General features: G+C 69.3%; 14 protein-coding genes. 5 read left to right on the forward strand and 9 right to left on the reverse strand.

Features of this window, described 5'->3' with window-relative positions:
* Window positions 1–5: 5 nt before the first annotated feature.
* Together glgX and treY are read left to right on the forward strand one after the other, a co-directional pair.
* Window positions 6–2,117, forward strand: a complete 2,112-nt coding sequence (gene glgX / locus ACQP06_RS24215; RefSeq protein ID WP_433666759.1) for a glycogen debranching protein GlgX — start codon at window positions 6–8, stop codon at window positions 2,115–2,117.
* Between the two features lie 56 nt (window positions 2,118–2,173).
* On the forward strand, window positions 2,174–4,537 hold the full coding sequence (gene treY / locus ACQP06_RS24220; RefSeq protein WP_433673417.1) for a malto-oligosyltrehalose synthase: 2,364 nt from the start codon (window positions 2,174–2,176) through the stop codon (window positions 4,535–4,537).
* 18 nt (window positions 4,538–4,555) lie between these two features.
* Here the strand turns inward: treY and ACQP06_RS24225 are convergent, their stop codons facing one another.
* From ACQP06_RS24225 to ACQP06_RS24240, 4 genes are all read right to left on the reverse strand, one after another.
* A complete protein-coding gene (locus tag ACQP06_RS24225) occupies window positions 4,556–6,055 on the reverse strand; it encodes a serine/threonine-protein kinase (protein WP_433666760.1) in 1,500 nt (499 codons plus the stop codon).
* Between the two features lie 74 nt (window positions 6,056–6,129).
* Entirely contained in the window at window positions 6,130–7,314 is a 1,185-nt protein-coding gene (locus ACQP06_RS24230; protein ID WP_433666761.1) for a DUF2235 domain-containing protein, read from the reverse strand.
* 292 nt (window positions 7,315–7,606) lie between these two features.
* Window positions 7,607–8,932 (reverse strand): threonine ammonia-lyase IlvA, encoded by a 1,326-nt coding sequence (gene ilvA, locus ACQP06_RS24235; RefSeq protein WP_433673418.1) that lies wholly within the window; start codon window positions 8,930–8,932, stop codon window positions 7,607–7,609.
* A 110-nt stretch (window positions 8,933–9,042) separates the two neighbouring features.
* On the reverse strand, window positions 9,043–9,480 hold the full coding sequence (locus ACQP06_RS24240) for a nitroreductase family deazaflavin-dependent oxidoreductase (protein WP_433666762.1): 438 nt from the start codon (window positions 9,478–9,480) through the stop codon (window positions 9,043–9,045).
* Between the two features lie 87 nt (window positions 9,481–9,567).
* On the opposite strand from ACQP06_RS24240, the gene ACQP06_RS24245 reads away from it, so the two are divergent.
* Window positions 9,568–9,789, forward strand: a complete 222-nt coding sequence (locus tag ACQP06_RS24245) for a hypothetical protein (protein ID WP_433666763.1) — start codon at window positions 9,568–9,570, stop codon at window positions 9,787–9,789.
* A 75-nt stretch (window positions 9,790–9,864) separates the two neighbouring features.
* Here the strand turns inward: ACQP06_RS24245 and dnaE are convergent, their stop codons facing one another.
* Together dnaE and ACQP06_RS24255 are read right to left on the reverse strand one after the other, a co-directional pair.
* Entirely contained in the window at window positions 9,865–13,416 is a 3,552-nt protein-coding gene (gene dnaE / locus ACQP06_RS24250) for a DNA polymerase III subunit alpha (protein ID WP_433666764.1), read from the reverse strand.
* A gap of 124 nt (window positions 13,417–13,540) precedes the next feature.
* The gene (locus ACQP06_RS24255) at window positions 13,541–14,785 is read right to left on the reverse strand and encodes a serine hydrolase domain-containing protein (RefSeq protein WP_433666765.1); all 1,245 of its coding nucleotides are present in this window, start codon (window positions 14,783–14,785) and stop codon (window positions 13,541–13,543) included.
* Between the two features lie 171 nt (window positions 14,786–14,956).
* On the opposite strand from ACQP06_RS24255, the gene ACQP06_RS24260 reads away from it, so the two are divergent.
* Window positions 14,957–16,351, forward strand: coding sequence for an alpha/beta hydrolase family protein (locus tag ACQP06_RS24260; protein ID WP_433666766.1), 1,395 nt, complete (start codon window positions 14,957–14,959; stop codon window positions 16,349–16,351).
* A 71-nt stretch (window positions 16,352–16,422) separates the two neighbouring features.
* Window positions 16,423–17,037, forward strand: coding sequence for a class I SAM-dependent methyltransferase (locus ACQP06_RS24265; protein WP_433666767.1), 615 nt, complete (start codon window positions 16,423–16,425; stop codon window positions 17,035–17,037).
* Between the two features lie 3 nt (window positions 17,038–17,040).
* On the opposite strand, the gene ACQP06_RS24270 is transcribed toward ACQP06_RS24265, so the two are convergent.
* From ACQP06_RS24270 to ACQP06_RS24280, 3 genes are all read right to left on the reverse strand, one after another.
* The gene (locus tag ACQP06_RS24270; protein WP_357287451.1) at window positions 17,041–17,445 is read right to left on the reverse strand and encodes a VOC family protein; all 405 of its coding nucleotides are present in this window, start codon (window positions 17,443–17,445) and stop codon (window positions 17,041–17,043) included.
* A gap of 152 nt (window positions 17,446–17,597) precedes the next feature.
* On the reverse strand, window positions 17,598–18,281 hold the full coding sequence (locus ACQP06_RS24275; protein ID WP_433666768.1) for a response regulator: 684 nt from the start codon (window positions 18,279–18,281) through the stop codon (window positions 17,598–17,600).
* The gene (locus ACQP06_RS24280; RefSeq protein ID WP_433666769.1) at window positions 18,263–20,005 is read right to left on the reverse strand and encodes an ATP-binding protein; all 1,743 of its coding nucleotides are present in this window, start codon (window positions 20,003–20,005) and stop codon (window positions 18,263–18,265) included. The genes ACQP06_RS24275 and ACQP06_RS24280 overlap by 19 nt, the downstream gene beginning before the upstream one ends.
* Between the last annotated feature and the right edge of the window lie 126 nt (window positions 20,006–20,131).

Here is a 20,131-nt window from a genome sequence, read left to right on the forward strand (position 1 = left end):
CGGATATGGCTCCCGCGACTCCCGGCACCACCGGGCTCGGTGTCTGGCCCGGGACCGCCTACCCCCTGGGCGCGACCTACGACGGCGCCGGAACGAACTTCTCGGTCTTCTCCGAGGTGGCCCGGCGGGTGGAGCTGTGTCTCATCGACGCCGAACACCGGGAGACCCGGATCGAGCTCGAGGAGGTCGACGGGTACGTCTGGCACGCCTACCTGCCGGGGATCGGCCCCGGGCAGCGCTACGGATTCCGGGTGCACGGCCCCTTCGAACCGGCCGAGGGCCTGCGCTGCGATCCGAGCAAACTGCTGCTCGACCCGTACGGCAAGGCGTTCGAGGGCGACTTCGGCACCGCCATCGCGCCCTACAACTACGGGCAGAACTCGCTCGGGCACACCATGACCGGGGTGGTCATCAACCCCTGGTTCGACTGGGCCGACGACCGCGCGCCGAAACGGCCGTACCACGAGACGGTCATCTACGAGGCGCACGTGAAGGGCATGACCGTCACCCACCCCGAGGTGCCGCCGGAGCTGCGCGGCACCTTCGCGGGCATGGCGCATCCCGCGATCATCGACCACCTGCGCGGACTCGGCGTGACGGCCGTGGAACTCATGCCGGTGCACCAGTTCCTCGACGACCGCATCCTGCTGGATCGGGGACTGCGGAACTACTGGGGCTACAACAGTTTCGGCTACTTCGCACCGCACCGGGGCTACGCCGCCGGGGCCTCCCCCGCCGCCGCGGTCCCCGAATTCAAGGCCATGGTGCGCGCCTTCCACGCCGCGGGCATCGAGGTGATCCTCGACGTGGTCTACAACCACACCGCCGAGGGCAACGAGTTCGGGCCGACGCTCAGCTTCCGCGGCCTCGACAATGCCGCGTACTACCGTCTGGTGGACGGCGATCCGCAGCACTACATGGACTACACCGGCACCGGCAACAGCTTCAACATGCGGCATCCGCACGCCTTGCAGCTGATCATGGACTCGCTGCGGTACTGGGTGCTCGACATGCACGTGGACGGTTTCCGTTTCGACCTGGCGGCCACCCTGGCGCGCGAATTGCACGACGTGGACCGGCTTTCCACCTTCTTCGACCTGGTGCACCAGGATCCGGTGGTGAGTCAGGTCAAGCTGATCGCCGAACCCTGGGATGTCGGGGAGGGCGGCTACCAGGTCGGCAACTTCCCGGTCGCCTGGACCGAATGGAACGGCAAATACCGTGACACCGTGCGGGACTACTGGCGCGGGCAACCGGCCACCCTGGGCGAGTTCGCGTCCCGGCTCACCGGCTCCTCGGACCTGTACGAGGCCACCGGCCGCCGCCCCAGCGCCAGCATCAACTTCGTGACCGCGCACGACGGGTTCACCCTCACGGACCTGGTGTCCTACAACGAGAAACACAATGACGCCAACGGCGAGGGCAACCAGGACGGCGAAACCTACAATCGCTCCTGGAACTGCGGCGTGGAAGGCCCCACCGACGACCCGGAGATCCTGGCCCTGCGGGCCCGGCAGCGCCGCAACCTGCTCGCCACCCTGATGCTCTCGCAGGGCACCCCGATGTTGTTGCACGGCGACGAGTTCGGCCGCACCCAGCACGGCAACAACAATGTCTACTGTCAGGATTCGCCGCTGTCGTGGATGGACTGGACCCGCATGGACGCCGAGGCCGAGCTGCTCGAATTCACCAGGCGCACCGTCGCCCTGCGCGCCGCGCACCCGGTGTTCCGGCGGCGGCGCTTCTTCGATCCCGCGCCCGCGCCGGAGGGGCTCGGTGACATCGCCTGGTTCACCCCCGGCGGCGCGGCCATGACCGACGCCCACTGGGAGACCGGTTTCGCGCGCTCGCTCGCGGTGTTCCTCAACGGCGACGGCATCGGCGAACCGGGCCCGCGCGGGCAGCGCGTCACCGACGACTCGTTCCTGCTGTGCTTCAACGCCCACGACGCGGCCCTCGACTTCACCCTGCCCGACGGCCGCCACGGCCGGGCCTGGACGGTGGCGCTGGACTGCTCCACCCCGACCGGCGAACCGGCAGGCAGCGACCCGCACGGCGCGTCGGCCACGGTGCAAGTGCCCGCACGCTGTCTCGTCGTACTGCGCCGTACGGCATGATCGGTAGCGACATGACCAGCTCGCCCGAACACACCACCGGCCCCATCGCCCGCCAGATGCCCGTGCGCAGCACCTACCGCCTGCAGCTGCGGCCCGACGCGCTCACCTTCGCCGACGCGCGCGGTATCGCCGAATACCTGCAACAGCTGGGCATTTCGCATCTGTACCTGTCGCCCGTCATGAGCGCGGCCCGCGGCTCCACCCACGGCTACGACGTCATCGACCCGACCACGGTGTCGGCGGGGCTGGGCGGTCCGACCGGGCTCAAGGCCCTCGCCGACGAGGTGCGCAGCCGCGGTATGGGACTCATCGTCGACCTGGTCCCCAACCACGTGTCGGTGGCCGATCCGCGGCAGAACCAGTGGTGGTGGGAGGTGCTGCGGGACGGCAGGGACTCGCCCTACGCCACCTGGTTCGACATCGACTGGACCTCCGGCAACGGCGCGGGCGGGCGGATCGCGCTGCCGGTGCTGGCCGGCGAGAACGATCCGGCCGCGCTGACCGTGGACCGGTCCGGGCCCGAACCCATGCTGGCGCTGCACGACATGCGCTTCCCCATCGCGCCGGGCACCGACGGCGAGAACGCGCTGCGCATCCACGATAAACAGCACTATCGGCTGGTCAACTGGAAATCCGGGCTGTGCGGGTACCGGCGCTACTTCACCGTCGGCGGGCTGGCCGCGCTGCGCCAGGAGGACCCGGCGGTCTTCGAGGCCACCCACCGCGAACTGGCCGCCTGGTGCGAGCACGACCTCATCGACGGTGTGCGCGTGGACCATCCCGACGGGCTGGCCGAACCCGCGCAGTACCTGCAGCGGCTGCGACGGCTGATCGGACCGCAGCGGCTGCTGCTGGTGGAGAAGGTGCTCTCCAACCGGGAGCCCCTCGACGCCACCCTGCCCATCGACGGCACCACCGGCTACGACGCGCTCGCCGACATCGGCGGGGTGCTCATCGACCCGGACGGCGAGAAGCAGCTCACCGATCTGTCGCGGCAGTTCACCGGGCACGGCAGCGACCGGGCCTGGTTCACCGAGCAGGAGCACCGGATTCGTCGCGCGGTCGCCGAGACCATGCTGGTGCCGGAGGTGCGGCGGCTGGTGGCGGCGGTCAAACGCGACGCCCGCGCCGACGTGTTCGACACCATGGCGCTCACCAACGCCGCCATCGAGGTGCTGTCGTTCATGCCGGTGTACCGCACCGACTACGCGCCGCTGGCCGGGATGGTCGGCGCGGTGGTCGCGGAGGTGGCGCGCCGCAATGCCGAACTCACCGCCCCGCTGCAGGTGCTGGTGACCGCGCTCGCCGTGGGCGGCGAGGCCGCCACCCGCTTCCACCAGGTGGGCGGGGCGATGAGCGCGAAAGCGGTGGAGGACACCATGTTCTACCGCGCCGCCCGGCTGGTGTCGCTGCAGGAGATGGGCGCGGACCCGGCCCGGTTCGGCTGCTCCCCCATCGAATTCCATCTCGCCAACGCCGAACGCGCGGCTCGCTGGCCCGCGACCATGACCGCGCTGTCCACCCACGACACCAAGCGCGGCGAGGACGTGCGCGCCCGCATCGGCATGCTGTCGCAGGTGCCCGACATCTGGGCGCGGTCGGTCAGCACCTGGGAGGAGATCGCGCCCGGGCCCGACGGCGCGACCACGCTGTTCCTGCTGCAGAACATGTTCGGCGTGTGGCCCGCCGACGGACGGCCCGCCGCGAGCGTGCCCGGGCTGCGGGAACGGCTGCACCAGTTCGCGGAGAAGGCGGTCCGCGAGGCGGGCACCCAATCCTCGTGGGAGGAACCCGATATCGAGTTCGAGACGGCGGTGCACCGCTGGATCGACGCCGTCATCGACGGACCGGTCGGCGCGGAACTCGGGGAGTTCGTCAACGATCTCGCCATCCACGCCTGGACCGACTCCCTGGCCCAGAAGCTGCTGCAGCTGTGCGGCCCCGGCATTCCCGACATCTACCAGGGCTGCGAACTGTGGGAGGACTCCCTCGTCGACCCCGACAACCGCCGCCCGGTCGACTTCACCCACCGCTCCCTGCTGCTCCAATCCCTCACCGGCACCCCCGACCTCGACCCCACCGGCGCGGTCAAGATGTGGATCGCCGCCTACGCGCTGTGGCTGCGCCGCGAACGCCCCGACTGCTTCGTCGGCGGCACCTACACCCCCCTCTTCGCCTCCGGCGACCGCGAACACCACCTGCTCTCCTACGCCCGCGGCCGCACCGGCGAATCCCCCGAGATCATCGTCGCCGTCACCCGCCACAGCATCCGCCTCGACGAGGCCGGCGGCTGGGGCGACACGGTCCTCGACCTTCCCCAAGGCCACTGGACCGATCGCCTCACCGGCCACACCTTCTCCGGCCGCGCCCGACTCGAGAAACTCTTCGCCCGCCTCCCGGTCGCCCTGCTGGTGCGCTGACACCCTTGTCGGTGTCGCTCAGATACCGACTGTGCGGCATGGCGGTTGGGGGGTGCCGTCGCCGGCGGTGGTGGGCCAGGTCATGGCGGCGGAGGTCTGGGGACCGAAAACGCCGTCCTTGGTGACGGTGTGGCGGTCCTGGGCGACGAGGACGGCGCGCTTGGTGTCGGGACCGTAAATGCCTTCGGGGTCGTTGATTTCGGCTTGATAGCAGACCCGTAGGGCGGCTTGCAGGGTCGTGACGCCCGCCAACGGGCCCTGCGCGGCGTCCTTGGTAGAGAGCACGCAGCGGCGGCCTCCGTCCGCGGTCGCGGGGACTACGACGGGGCGGTCGGGGGTCTGGGGGACGGTGGCCGTGTACTGGCAGCGGGCGGTGATGGGGGCGGAGGGCACGGTGGCTTCGGGACGGGCCGAGTCCGAATCCCAGCGCAGCACACCGGCGATCACCGCGGCGCCCGCCACCGCACCGACCACACCGGTGGTGGCGATGCGCCACCAGGCCGATCGGCGCGAACGGTACGCGAGCGCGCTCGCTCCGGGGTTCGCGTCCACGGTCTCCGCCGAATCCGCGGCCAGCAGGCGGGCGATGTCGGCGTCGTCGAGCCGCATCGGCGTCGATTCGAGGCGGTCCGGGCTCGATTCGGTGGGGGCGGTGTCGAGGACGTCCGCACGGCCGGGGGCGGGCGGGGCGAACGCCAGGGGTGGCCGGTCGGAGTCGCGCAGGCGTAGGGCGGCTTTCGCGGCGGCGGCGAAGTCGCCGCAGCCGGGGTAGCGGTCGGCCGGTTGCCAGGCGGTGCCCTTGGCCAGCACCACGCCGAGCAGGCCGGGGAGGCTCGGATCCGTTGCGGGGATCGGGATCTCGCGCGGGAGGTGGCCGGTGGTGAGCTGGTAGAGGGTGACGGCCAGGGCGTGGACGTCGGCGGGCGGGCCGACGGTGCGGCCCGCGCACTGTTCGGGTGGGGCGTAGGGCTGGGAGAAGGCCCAGCGGCCGGTGGCGGTCCGGGTTTCCTCGGCGGCGAGGCTGCGGGCGATGCCGAAGTCGCCGATCAGGACCCAGTCCGCGCCCGCGGTGCCGGTGGTGCGGAAGATATTGGCGGGCTTGACGTCCCGGTGGATGACCTGGTGGGCGTGCGCGTAGTCGAGGGCGGCGGCGACGTCGACGACCATGCGGACCGCGCGGTCGGGGTCGATGCCGAGGGGGTTGGCCTCGATGAGGTCGGCCAGGTCGCCGCCGGGAACGTACTGCATGGCCATCCACAGCGTGCCGTCCGCGTCGCCGAAGTCCTTGACGTCCACGATGTTCGGGTGTTGCAGATTGGCCACCAGCTGCGCCTCGCGGCGGAACTGGGCGGTGCCGGCGGTGCCGGTCTTCATGGGGGTGAGCAGTTTCAGCGCGACGGGCATGTCCAGCGCCCGGTGCCGGGCCAGGTAGACCGTGCCCATCCCGCCCGCGCCGAGCCGGCGCTCGATGACGTATCCGGCGAAGACCGACCCCGCGGCCAGCTCGGTTGCGTCCACCGTCCGCGCACCTCCTCCCGGAGCCCGCCGATTCGAGGAGGATAGCGCCGTCACGCCGGTCCGGCAGCCCATTATCAGGCGGCGGATTCCGCCGACCCGCTCCCCTCGTCGATGCTCACCGGATGCCGGGGCAGCGGAACCAGGTCGACCGTCTCGATCAACTCCGGCGGGACGGGGCCGGGGCGGTGCTCGCACCAGCGCCGAATATTGTTCGGGCGGTAGCCTTTTCGCTCCTCGACGGTGGAGGCCAGGAAGCTGTCCTGGTCGCCGGGCTGCAGCAGTTTGCGCCACGAGTCCCAGTAGAAGCGCGAGCTGCGCCAGGTGGTGGCCATGCGGGCGACATTGAGGATCCGGAAGCCCGGGCTCAGCGAATCGTGCAGGTGCGGGGCGTCGAACGGGCAGCCGCGCAACAGGTCGTCGAGTCGATCGTGGTCGAAGGCCAGGCCCTCGGCCTCGGCTTCGGCGATCATCCAGCGCAGCGTGATGTCGGACAGGCCGCAGTCGGCGTAGCCGCCGCCGATATCGCAGTGCACGCCCTCGAACCAGACCTGCTTCACCCGGTCGGGCCGGTCGGCGTAGAGCTCGCGCTGATCGTCGGGGACCTCCCACAGGCAGGGTGAGAAGGCGCGCCGCCGCTCGTCGATGGCCAGCGCCTGCCGCGCGCACAGCACGATGCGGGAGAGCCGCACATCGTGGAAGCGGTGCAGGCGCGCGGTGATGCCGGGGACGCCCATCGCACCCACCGTGTCGAAGACGCCCAGCAAGTTGATGGTCGGGGCCTCGGGGTGGGAGTTCCGGGCGCGGAACTCGGCCCATTCGGGCGGGTCCGGATCGTCGGCGTGCTTCTTGCGTGTCCGGTAGATCTTCAAGGCCTTGGGGTACTGACCGCCGATCATGGCCTGGTAGGTCAGGATGCCGAGCCGGTTGATCATCCCGGCCAGGCTGCGGGCGGTGTACGCGCCGCGACTGAAGCCGAAGATGTAGATCTCGTCGCCGGGTTCCCAGTTCAGGGCCAGCTGCCAGTAGGCGGCCGACAGGTTGGCTTCCAGGCCCAGCCCGAAGGCGCCGCCCATGAGCTTGTCGGACATGAAGCCGCGGGAGCCCGGCCCGGGGACGTAGTTGATGCGCTGGCCGACGCGGTTCCCGTCCCGATCCGTCCCGGTCAGCGCGACCGTCTCGGCGATCTTCACGATATTGGACACCGCCGAGCTCGATTCGGCCTGCCACGTGCCGTCGCAACACACCACGAGTCTTTTCATGAACGCCAGCCTCCCGTTCTGACCGCCCGGTTTCCTGCGTAGCGAACTACTCGAATAATCGCGGCCCCGCCGCGCGCCCGTTAACCCCGCGCGCGCCCCCATAAGTACCCGCACCAGCGCCGTTAACGCGCCGGGTGCGGCCCGCGATCGGTCATGAATCGTTCACGATCAGCGTGGCACCGTGAGCCCATGTCCCCACCGCCGCGGTCCCCTGCTGCACGCCTGAAAACCCCACGGGGGCAACCGGTCCCGTGTGATCCGAACGAGGGGTCGGATCACACGGGTCACCGGGTCAGGTCAGATACCGGTAGGCGGGCGAGTTCGGGTCCAGCCGCTGGCCCTGGATCGGCGAGGCCTCCAGCCGTGCGATCAGCGGCTCCAGGCAGTCCGGGCTGCCCAGTTCGATGCCGACCAGCGCGGCCCCGGTCTCCCGGTTGTTGCGCTTGACGTACTCGAACAGGGTGATGTCGTCGTCGGGACCGAGCACCTCGTCGAGGAAGCGGCGCAGCGCACCGGGCTCCTGCGGGAAGTCCACCAGGAAATAGTGTTTCAGGCCCTGATGCACCAGCGAGCGCTCGATCACCTCGCCGTAGCGGGAGATGTCGTTGTTGCCGCCCGACAGCAGGCACACCACCGTCGAGCCCGGCGCCACGTCGATCTCGCGCAGCGCCGCCACCGACAGCGCGCCCGCCGGCTCGGCCACCACGCCCTCGTTCTGGTACAGCTCCAGCATGGCTGTGCAGATCGCGCCCTCGTCCACGTGCATCATGCGGAAAGTGCCCGCGCCGGAATCGGTTTCGGTGCTGGTCAGTAAAGGCAGCGAGGCGTGCGAACGAACCAGGCCGCCGAAGCGCGACACCGCGGTGTAGGGCACCGCGCCGATCCGGCGCACGGCCGCGCCGTCCACGAACGGATCGATCTCGGGCAGCGTGACCGGGCCGCCCGCCACCAGCGCGGCGGTCATGGACGCCGCGCCCGTGGGCTCCACACCCAGGATCGCGGTCTGCGGCGACCGCTCGCGCAGGTAGGTGCCGACCCCGGCCAGGCAGCCGCCGCCACCCACCGGCACGATCACCAGATCGGGTGCGCGGCCGAGCTGTTCGAGGAATTCGGCGGCGATGGTGCCCTGCCCGGCCGCGGTGCGCGGATCGTCGAAGGGCGGGACCATGGTGGCCCCGGTGCGGGCCGCATCGTCGGCGGCGGCCGCGGCGGCCGCGTCGTAGGTGTCGCCGACCGCGATGAGTTCCACGAATTCCGCGCCGTGCACGCGGATCCGGTCGCGCTTCTGCTTCGGGGTGGTGCGCGGCACGTAGATGCGCCCGCGCACGCCCATCGCCTTGCACGCGAAAGCCACGCCCTGGGCGTGGTTTCCGGCGCTGGCGGTGACCACGCCGGCGGCCTTCTCGTCGTCGGTGAGCTGCGCCATCAGGTTGTAGGCGCCGCGCAGCTTGTAGGACCGGACGGCGGTGAGGTCCTCACGCTTGAGGTAGACCTCCGCGCCGGTCAGCGCCGACAGCCGCGGAATCCGCTGCAGCGGCGTCGGCTCGATAATGTTCGAAATTCGCTTGGCAGCCGCGTCGATCTCGTCCGCCGTCAATTCGGGCAGCGGACCGGACACTTTCTCTGCTACTGCAAGCGGATCAGACACCCGAACATGCTAGCCGGGCGCGTGCGCCCCGGTGGAGGCAGCGCCCATTTCGGGGCCGCCTCCGGGATCGGTACGGCGTGTCAGGCGCGTGGCGTGAGGACGAACAGCGGGATCTCGCGGTCCGTCTTCTTCTGATAGGCGTCGTAATCGGGCCAGACCTCGGCGGCCCGCTTCCACCACACCGCCTTCTCGTCGCCGGTGGCCTCGCGCGCGTCGTAGTCCTTGACCACGTCGCGGTCGCGCAGTTCCACGTGCGGGTCGGCCTTGATGTTCCAGTACCAGACCGGATGCTTGGGCGCGCCGCCCAGCGAGGCGACCACCGCGTACTCGCCGTCGTGTTCGACGCGCATGAGCGGGGTCTTGCGGAGTTTGCCGGACTTGTTGCCGCGGGTGGTCAGCAGGATGACCGGCACACCCTGCAGGGTGGTGCCCGTGGCTCCCCCGGAGTTCTCGTACTTCTCGGCCTGCTCGCGTGCCCAATCGGACGTGCTGGGTTCGTACTCTCCGTGAAGTGGCATACGACCAGCAACGGCCCGGGCTCGTGTGTTGTTCCCGACAGAAAGTTTCGGTTGCCCGAACTTTGGTTCGACGTCTACCCTGACCATATGGCAGTGGTTCACCCTACGGACACCGAACGCGTGGTCGCGCGCGTCGCCGCCGTGGATATCGCCGGGACGGCGTGGCCGGTCTACAAGCTGGAAGCCTTGTTCGCCGGTGTGGTGGTCGCCCTGACCCTCTCCCTGATCACCGGGTCCGCGCAGGCCGCCGTGCTCGGCGCGGCCGTGATCGCGGCCCTGCGGTGGATCGCCGGTTCCGTCCGGCGCTGACAATCTCGTGTGCCCCTCGCTGACGCGAGGGGCACCCAGGGCAAGAAGGGGTGGGTAATCCCGGCCCGTGGCCTGTCAGCCCGCGAGGCAGCCCGGGCCCAGGAGGGCCTTGAGGTCTCCCATGAGCGCCGAGGACGGCGAGACGCGCAGGTTGTCGGCGACCTTCAGCTTGGTGGTGCGGTCGCGGGAACCGACGTGCTTGATGTGCACGTCCGCGGTGCCGGGGTGGCGGGACAGGACACGCTTGAGCTCGCCGATCTTGTCGGGCGTGCACAGGCGGGTGGGGATGACCACCTGCAGCGGCTTGTCGACGCCGATCGACGAGAGATCCGGCACCACAAGGTCGTTGGCGATCAGCGAGACCCGGTCGTCGCGGGCGTTGACGCGGGCCTTCACCAGCACGATGGCGTCCTCGGTGACGTCCATGCCGTAGACCGAGTAGGACTGCGGGAAGAACAGCACCTCGATGCCACCGGTGAGGTCCTCGAGCTGCGCCGAGGCCCAGGGCAGGCCGTTCTTGTTCACGCGGCGGGTGACATTGGCGAAGATGCCGCCGATGGTGACCTGCGAACCGTCTTTGATGTCGCCTTCGAGGATGGCCGGAATATTGGTGTCCGACTGCGCCGTCAGCACGTGCTCGACGCCGTTGAGCGGATGCCCGGACACGTAGAGCCCCAGCATTTCCCGCTCCAGGGCGAGCTTGTGCTTGGTCTCCCACTCGTCGTCGGGGACCTTCACATTGAAGACGCTCGCGATCGAGTCGTCACCCTCGTCCAGGCCGCCGAAGAGGTCGAACTGGCCGATGGCCTCGGCCTTCTTGGTCGACATGCAGGCGTCGATGGCGTCGGAGTGCACCAGCAGCAGGCCCTTGCGCGGATGCCCGAGCGAGTCGAAAGCGCCTGCCTTGATGAGGGATTCGGTGACCTTCTTGGTGCAGGCGATGGCGTCGATCTTGTTCAGGTAGTCGGAGAAGTCGGTGAACTTCGACTTCTCCTTGCGCGCCGCGATGATCGAGGCCACCACGTTCGCGCCGACATTGCGGACCGCACCCATGCCGAAGCGAATGTCATTGCCCACCGAGGCGAATTCGAGTTCGGACTCGTTGACGTCGGGCGGCAGCACCTGGATGCCCAGGCGGCGGCAGTCGGCCAGATAGACGGCGGCCTTGTCCTTGTCGTCACCGACAGAGGTGAGCAGACCGGCCATGTACTCGGCGGGATAGTTGGCCTTGAGGTAGGCGGTCCAGAACGACACCAGGCCGTAGCCGGCGGCGTGCGACTTGTTGAACGCGTACCCGGCGAACGGAAGAATGGTGTCCCACAACGCCTTCACCGCGGGCTTGGAGAAGCCATTGGCCACCATGCCCTCCTCGAAGCCTTCGAACTCGGCTTCCAGGATCTCGGCCTTCTTCTTACCCATGGCGCGACGCAGAATGTCTGCTCGACCCAGCGAGTAGCCGGCGACCTTCTGCGCGATCTGCATGATCTGCTCCTGATACACGATCAGGCCGTAGGTATCACGCAGGATGTCCTTGAGCGGCTCTTCCAACTCAGGGTGAATCGGCTTGACCTCTTGCCGCCCGTTCTTGCGGTCGGCGTAGTCGTTGTGCGCGTTCATGCCCATGGGGCCGGGGCGGTACAGCGCGAGCACGGCGACGATGTCCTCGAAGCCGGTGGGCTGCATACGGCGCAGCAGATCTCGCATGGCGCCACCATCGAGCTGGAACACGCCGAGAGTGTCACCGCGCGCGAGCAATTCGTAGGTGGCGGTGTCTTCGAGCGGCAGGGTGTCGAGGTCCAGGTCGATGCCGCGGTTGGCCTTCATGTTGACCAGGCAGTCACCGATGACCGTCAGGTTGCGCAGACCCAGGAAGTCCATCTTCAGCAGGCCGATGGCCTCACACGACGGGTAGTCCCAGCCGGTGATGATGGCGCCGTCCTGCGCGCGCTTCCACACCGGGATCGCGTCGGTCAGCGGCTCGGACGACATGATGACGGCACAGGCGTGCACACCGGCGTTGCGGATCAGACCTTCGAGACCGCGGGCGGTTTCGTAGATCTTGTTGACGTCCGGGTTGGTGTTGATGAGCTCGCGGACCTCGGCGGCCTCTTTGTACCGCTCGTGCTCCGGGTCCATGATGCCCGAGAGCGGAATGTCCTTGGCCATGATCGGCGGCGGCAGCGCCTTGGAGATCTGGTCGGCGATCGCGAAGCCGGGCTGGCCGAACTGCACGCGGGCCGAGTCCTTCAGCGCCGCTTTGGTTTTAATCGTACCGAAGGTGATCACCTGGGCGACTCGGTCGCTGCCCCACTTGTCGGTGGCGTAGCGGACCATCTCACCGCGGCGGCGATCGTCGAAGTCGATATCGATATCGGGCATGGACACGCGCTCGGGGTTGAGGAAGCGCTCGAACAGCAGACCGTGCGGAATCGGGTCGATGTTCGTGATGCCCATGGCGTAGGCGACCAGCGAGCCGGCCGCCGAACCACGGCCCGGGCCGACATTGATGCCGACCGAGCGGGCGTAGGTGATGAGGTCGGCGACGATGAGGAAGTAGGCGGGGAAGCCCATTTCGTTGACGACGCCGATCTCGTAGTCGGCGCGGGTGATGTAGTCGGCCGGAACGCCGTTGGGGAAGCGCCGATCCAGGCCGCGCATGACCTCCTTGCGCAGCCAGCTGCCCTGGGTCTCGCCCTCGGGCACCGGGAAGATCGGCATGCGGTCGCGGTGCGCCCAGACGTCGTCGTAGGACTGGACGCGCTCGCCGATGAGGACCGTGTTGTCGCACGCGCCGGGGACTTCCGCGTCCCAGATGGCGCGCATCTCCTCGGCGGACTTGAGGTAGTAGCCCGAGCCGTCGAACTTGAAGCGGGTCGGGTCCGAGAGCGTCTTGCCGGTCTGAATGCACAGCAGCGCTTCGTGATTGCCTGAGTCGTGCTCGTGCACGTAGTGGCAGTCGTTGGTGGCCAGCGGCGGGATGCCCAGCTGCTTGCCGACGTTCAGCAGGCCCTCGCGCACCCGGCGTTCGATGGACAGGCCGTGGTCCATGATCTCGAGGAAGAAGTTCTCGGGACCGAAGATCTCCTGCCACTTGGCGGCGGCCTCGAGGGCCTCGCGCTCATGGCCCAGGCGCAGGCGGGTCTGCACCTCGCCGGACGGGCAGCCGGTGGTGGCGATGATGCCCTCGGCGTGCTCGGCGATGATGTCGGCGTCCATGCGCGCCCACTTGCCCAGCTGGCCTTCGATGGAGGCGAGGCTGGACAGTTTGAACAGGTTGCGCAGACCGGTCGCGTTCTCCGCGACCATGGTCATGTGGGTGTAGGAACCCGAACCGGAGACGTCGTCGCCCTTCTGCGACGGGTCGCCCCACAGCACGCGCTTGGTGTTGAACCGGGACTCGGGCGCGATGTAGGCCTCGATGCCGATGATCGGCTTGATGCCCTGCTTCTTGGCGGAGTTGTAGAACTCCGAGGCGCCGTACATATTGCCGTGGTCGGACATGCCGACGGCGGTCATTCCCAGCCGGGTCGCCTCTTTGAACAAGGGCGTGATCTTCGCCGCGCCGTCGAGCATCGAGTACTCGGTGTGGTTGTGGAGATGGACGAATGATCCCGACGAGGCTGACACCCGGACATACTATGCGGCCCCACCGACGAGTTCCGCAGCCACGCGGGGGCGCCTCCGATGATCGGCGTGGCGGGCCCTGCGTGTCGTGGCAGAGGTCACGCGGAGCCGCTCGCGGGCATCGGAATCAGGCGGCGGCGGGCCGGGCGAGGGTTGTGGTGCGGCGCGCCGCGTTGGCGCCCCGCACCGCCAGCGGCAGCACCCATGCCGACGCGATCTGGTCGAGGCTCATGGCCCCGATGCCTAGCCGATTGTGGACGAATCCGACCGACAGGCCCAGCCGGGGTTCCGCCCAGCCGAAGGACCCGCCCAATCCGATGTGCCCGAAGCCGGCGCGCGCGCCCGGCACCGGCAGCGAGTGATAGCCCATGTGCCACATCATCGGGATGTAGAACAGCGCGTGGTCGAGCCGATAGCTCTCCACCTGCCGCATGGCCGCGATGGTCTCCGGCGAGAGGAACTGGCGGCCCTCGTGCATGCCCTCGTTGGCGAGCGCCCCGTACACCGTGGCCAGTCCGGTGGCGGTGCAGACGCCGTTGCCCGCGCCCAGTTCGGTGTGCAGGATCGGCGGGTCCTCGCCCTCGAGAAGTTGGTCGAGGCCGGGCAGGAACAGCGCCCGCGCCGCCGCGCCGACCGCGCCGGGCAGTGAGTACGCGCGGCCGAGCACCAGCGAAACGTAGTTGGCGCCGACGGCCGACAGCTTGTTGCCGCTCAGCACCGCGGCGCTGGTCGGCGATCCCGCCGGGGGCAGGCCCAGGTGGATGCCCTCCGCGCCCAGCGGTTCGGCGACCTCGGTGCGGATCAGTTCGGCCATGCCGCGCCCGGTGACGGCGCGGGCCAGCCCGGCGAGCAGCCAGCCGAAGGTGAGCGCGTGATAGGTCGGGACGCCCAGCAGGTGATCGGGTTTCGCGGCGGCCAGCTGGTCTTCCATCATGCGATGGTCGAGCACGTCGTCGAGGCCGCGCGCGATCTCGGGCAGCCCGTAGAGCCCGGCGCGATGGGACAGCAACTGCCGCACCGTGATTCGGCCCTTGCCGTTGGCCGCGAACTCCGGCCAGTAGTGGGCGACGGGGGCGTCGTAGTCGAGGAGACCGCGGTCGGCGAGCCGGTGGATGACGGTGGCCGCGATGCCCTTGGTGGCGGAGAAGACGATGGCCCCGGTGTCGGCGTCCCAGGCCCGGCCCGGCGCGGCCTCCCCCGTCCAGATCCGCACCAGCGGCTCCCCGCGCAGGTACACCGTGAGCGCGCCCCCGGCGCCAGGGTGACCGCCGACCATGCGGGCAAAAGTGCGAACCAGCGGGCCGAATTCGGCGGCCGCGTAACCACCCACCGTGGAGGGCAGGTCGACGAGCCCCGTAGCGTCATTGCTCACGTAATCCACGGTACGAGTGACCAGTCACCGAGGGCAATGACGACACCGGGAGAGTTACTGTCGTTGGCCCAGTGGTTATTTCGAAGTGGCCGGGTAGTGACCCCGGCGTTATCGACGCGAGGTCTATCGAGATCAGCGGGGTGACGGTGGCGCGTCGGTAGGCTGAAGCGCATGCGGAAGCCGTGGTCGATGGTTGCGGCGGCGCTGGTCGTGATCGCCGCGCTGGTCGCCGGATGTTCGTCGTCGAAGCAGGAGAGCGCCCCTCCGATCACGCTGACCGGGGACTGGCACGGCACGATCGAAGTGCCCGATCAGCCGCTGGCGGTGGGAATCAGCTTCACCGCGGAGGGCACGGCCACCATCGACATTCCGGCGCAGGGCGTGGTGGACGGACCGTTGAGCGACGTCCGGACCGGCGCGGATGCCGTGACCTGGACGATCACCAAGATTCCGGGCACGCCGTCGTTCCAGGGCGTCTACGACCAGGGCTCCGACAGCATCAAGGGACAGTTCACCCAGTCGGGGCAGTCGTTCCCGCTGACCCTGACCCACGGCAAGGTCGAGGGGCCGCCGCGACCGCAGGAACCGAAGCCGCCGTTCCCGTACAAATCCGAGGATGTCAGCTATCGCAGCGGTGACATCACGATCGCGGGAACGCTGACCGAGCCGCAGTCGGGCGGGCCGTTCCCGGCGGTGCTGCTGATCAACGGCAGCGGAGCCAATGACCGCGATGAGGAACTGCTGGGCCACCAGCCGTTCCTGCTGCTCGCCGACACCCTCACCCGCGCGGGGTACGCGGTGTTGCGGACCGACAAGCGCGGTGTCGGGCAGACCGGCGGGCGGCTGAACAGCGCGACCTACAGCGATCTCACCGGCGACATCGCCGCCGGAATGACCTTCCTGCGCGGCCGTTCCGATATCGACGCCCAGCGGATCGGGCTGCTCGGGCACAGCGAGGGCGGGTATCTCGCACCGCTGTACGCGCGGCGACCGGACAGCGGGGTCGCCTTCGTGATCATGATGGCGGGCCCTGCGGTGCCCGGTTCCGAGGTGCTGCTGGAACAGAATCGGCTGATCCTGGCCGCGCAGGGGGCGACGCCGGAGCAGGTCGGCAAGCAGGTCGGGTTCACCTCGACGCTGTCGTCGGTGCTGTGCAAGGGCGATCTGGTGGCCGCCAAGGACTATGTGCGCCAGCACAATGACACGCTCCCCGCGGACGAACGGCTCTCCGAGGAGGCCATGGACGAGATGGTGTCGCCCTACATGGCGGCGCTGGTCTGCTACGACCCGGCCCCGGCGCTGTCGGCGCTGCGGGTTCCGGTGCTGGCGTTCTACGGCAGCAAGGATCTCCAGGTGCCGGCGGCCCAGAACGAGGGCCCGGCGCGGACGCTGCTGGCCGCGGATCCGGACGCGACCGTGATGGTGTTCGACGGTCTCAATCACCTGATGCAGCCCGCCGACAAGGGCACGCCGGACGAGTACGCCCGGATCGAGACCACCATCGACCCGCAGGTGCTGACCACCGTGACCGGCTGGCTGACCCAGCGCTTCCCGCCCGGCCACTGAACCACCCGTCCGAATCGCCCGTATGGACCGAAAGAGTGGCGGACGAGCCAACCGATTGCGAGAGTGGTGTCGTGGGATTCTACGAGGATCGAGTCGTGCCCCGGCTGGTCGACCTGTGCTGCGGCGCGAAGAACATGAACGGCGAACGCAAGCGGGTCTGCGCCGGACTTCAGGGCCGGGTCGTCGAGATCGGCTTCGGATCCGGGCGCAATGTGCCGTTCTATCCGGAGACCGTGAAGTCGGTGAGCGCGGTCGAGCCCGCCGAACTCGGCTGGCGGATGGCCACCGGACGGGTTGCCGCGTCGACGATTCCGGTCGAACGCGCCGGCCTGGACGGACAGGCACTGCCGTTCGCCGACAACAGTTTCGATTCCGCGCTGTCGACGTGGACGCTGTGCACGATTCCCGATGTCGAGGCCGCGCTCGCCGAGGTGCGCCGGGTGTTGGTGCCGGGCGGCACTTTCCATTTCGTCGAGCACGGTTTGGCGCCGGATCCGGGTGTCCGGAAATGGCAGCACCGGCTGGACCCCCTCGAGCAGAAGGTCGCCGGTGGCTGCCATCTCAACCGCGATATCCCCGGACTGATCGAAGGCGCGGGTTTCGAGATCCGCGATATCGACCGGTATTACCAGCAGGGCCCCAAGCCCTGGGTGGCGTTCTCCCTGGGCACCGCGGTCGCCCCGTAGCGGTTATTCCGCCTGCGGCCAGCCGCCGTACGGGACGGTGATCAATTCCAGGTAGTGGCCGACGGGATCGAGGAAATAGATCCCCCGGCCCCCGTCATTGTGATTGATCTCGTTGACGCCCTGCTGGCGCGGATCGGCCCAATACGTCATGCCGTACCGCTTGATCTTGGCGTATGCCGCATCGAACTCGTCCTCGGAAACCAGGAACGCGTAATGCTGTGGCTGCGGTTCGCCCTCGAAACCCGGTGGCAGATCGGCGAAGTCGAAGGTGACTCCGTTCCCGACGGAAATCGGAATGAACGGCCCGTACGGCTTGCCCACTTCCACCCCGAGGATATCCGCCCAGAATTCGGCGGAAACCCGATTGTCCGTGCACGCGACAATGGTGTGGTTGAACTGGATAGTGATAGGAATTCTCCTGTGTTCGTGGCGATCCCGACCCTGGACCGGTACAAGTCGGCCGACAGGAGCACCGCCACTGACTCGACGTTAACCACGTTCCCGAGAATTCGCCAAGGGCGGTGTGTCGACCGTCACACACGAGGTCCGCGCCCGAACGGTCATGCCCGCCGGGGCGCGGAGTACTCCTGTTCCGGGCGGCCGGTGCTGCCGTAGCGCAGCTGCATCCGCAGGTCACCGGCACCGACCAGGTTCGCCAGATAGCGTTGCGCGGTGGCGCGGGAGATGCCGATGGCGGCCGCCACCTGAGCCGCCGACATGGCCGCGGCGGCGTCGCGGACCGCTTGCAGCACCAGATCTTTCGTCGGCGAGGCGGCCGCCGCCGCGCCGGTCGACACGCCGGCCGGGGATGCCGCGGGGCGCAGCGCCGCCAGCGCGGCATCGACATCGGCGGCGGTCACCTCCGGGCCCGAGAGCAGTCGCCGATAGCGCGCGTAACCGGCCAGCCGGGTGGCGAGCGCCGCGTGATCGAACGGCTTCACCAGATACCCGAGGGCGCCAGACGACAGCGCGGCCCGCACCGTGGCCGATTCCGTTGCGGCGGTGAGCATCATGGCGTCGCAGGTGAGCTCGCGGACCAGGTCGACGCCGGAGCCGTCGGGCAGGTAGACGTCCACCAGCGCCAGATCGAAGGCGTCCTCGGCCAGTGCGGCGCGGGCGGCGGCGATCGAGTTCACGGTGGCTCCGACCGCGAATCCGGGGAGTGCGGAGACGATTCCGGCGTGCAGGTTCGCGACGCGGAAGTCGTCGTCGACCACCAGGACGGTCAGTTCTCCTCGGCCCACGCCGGCTCCTCCTCGGTCAGTGCGCCCGGCATGCGGGCGATGAACTCCGCTCCCCGCAGCCGGGACTCCTCGTCCCCTGAATCGTCGCCCACCCCACCGGGGTCGCCGAGCAGTACCTCACCGCCGCGGGCGCGCGCCACCTGGCGCGCGAGTGCCAGACCCAGGCCGCGTCCGCCGGTTCCGCCACCGGATTTGGTCGAGACTCCTTCGGCGAAAATCGAATCCGCGAGCCCGGGCGGTACGCCCGCCCCGCTGTCGGCCACCGCGAGGTGCAAGGTGTCGCCGTCGCGCACCAGCTCGACCTCCACCACGGGTTCGCCGCCGGGAGCCGGGGCGCTGCCCGCCGCGTCGATGGCGTTGTCGACGAGATTGCCGAGCACCGTCGTGACGTCCACGGGGGCGGCGAGATTCGCGTCGACCCAGGTGTTGGGGCCGAGGCGGAGGTGGACGCCCTGTTCACGGGCGTGGGCGGCCTTGGCGGCCAGGAAGGCTTGCAGGTAGGGGTCTCCGATGGTGTCGATGCCCGGCAATGTGGTGCCGAGAGGTCCGGATCCCAGCAACTCCTCGAGGTAGCGGGCGGCCTCGTCGGGGCGGCCGGTGTGGAGGAGGCCGTTGAGGAGGTGGAGGCGGTTGGCGAATTCGTGGCGCTGGGCGCGCAGGACGGTGCTCATGGTGGAGACGGCGTCGAGCTGGCGGGTGAGGGATTCGACGTCGGTGCGGTCGCGGACGGACAGGACCGCGCCGAGGGCGCGGGCGTCGCGGGTGACGGTCCGAGCGGTGACGACGACGATGCGGTCACCGACGGCGGCCTGGACCGGGGTGCCGTCGGCGGCGCGGAAGGCTTGCAGGACACGGGGAGTCAGGCCGATGGAGTCGATGCCGCTGCCGGGCGCGGGATCGATGCCGAGCAGGCGGCGGGCCTCGTCGTTGACGACGGTGATCCGGGATTTCGCGTCGGCGGCGACCACGCCCTCACCGATGCCGTGCAGGACGGCGTCCTGCTCGCGCACGAGGTCGGCCAGATCGGCGGGTTCGAGACCGAGGGTCAGGCCGTGCCAGCGACGGGCCAGCAACACCGATCCGGCAATGCCCGCCAGCAGCGCGCCGCCGACCAGCAGACCGGCCCGGCGCAGATCCCGCAGCAGCTGTTCGTGCACGGCCGCGGTCGAGATGCCGACGCTCACCTCGCCCACGACCCGGCCGGGACCCGGCTGCCCGCCCGGCGAGCCCTGCGGATCCGGTTGCAGGACCGGAACTTTCGCCCGGACCGATTCGCCGAGGGTGCCCTGTTCCTGGATCACGACCTCGCCGCCGCCCAGGGCGCCGGAGGGATCGGTGCTGACCATCTCGCCGAGGCGGGCGCGGTCGGGGTGGGCCAGGCGGATGCCCGCGTCATCGGTGATCACGACGAACAACGCACCGGTGCGCAGCCGGGCGCTGTCCGCGATCCGCTCGAGTTCTCCGTCCGCGAGTTCCGTCTTCAGTCCCGGGCCGGTCGGAAGCGGGCTGTCCGCGTAGTGCGTGACGCCGGCACGGACCTGCGGGTCGGAGGCGACGGTGCGGGCGATGGCCAAGGCGCGCTGCCCGTATTCGCCCGAGAGGCGGTCGCCGCCGACGTAGGCGAAGACGCCGAAGGCCAGGCCGACGGTCAGACCCACCACCGCGATCTGCAACAGCAGGATCTGTGTCCGGAGCCGGACGGAACGCGGGCCTGGCGACAACACGACGCCAGTGTAGACAACCCTCGGCAAACGCCTGAGCAGAATGCGCAAAACGGTCGAATCGCTGCTTGTGTGACTTGCGCGCACAACCGGGTGGAGTGTGACCCGGCACACGTAGCTTCGCTTCGA

This window comes from Nocardia sp. CA-136227 (genome assembly GCF_050955695.1).
Taxonomy (GTDB): domain Bacteria; phylum Actinomycetota; class Actinomycetes; order Mycobacteriales; family Mycobacteriaceae; genus Nocardia.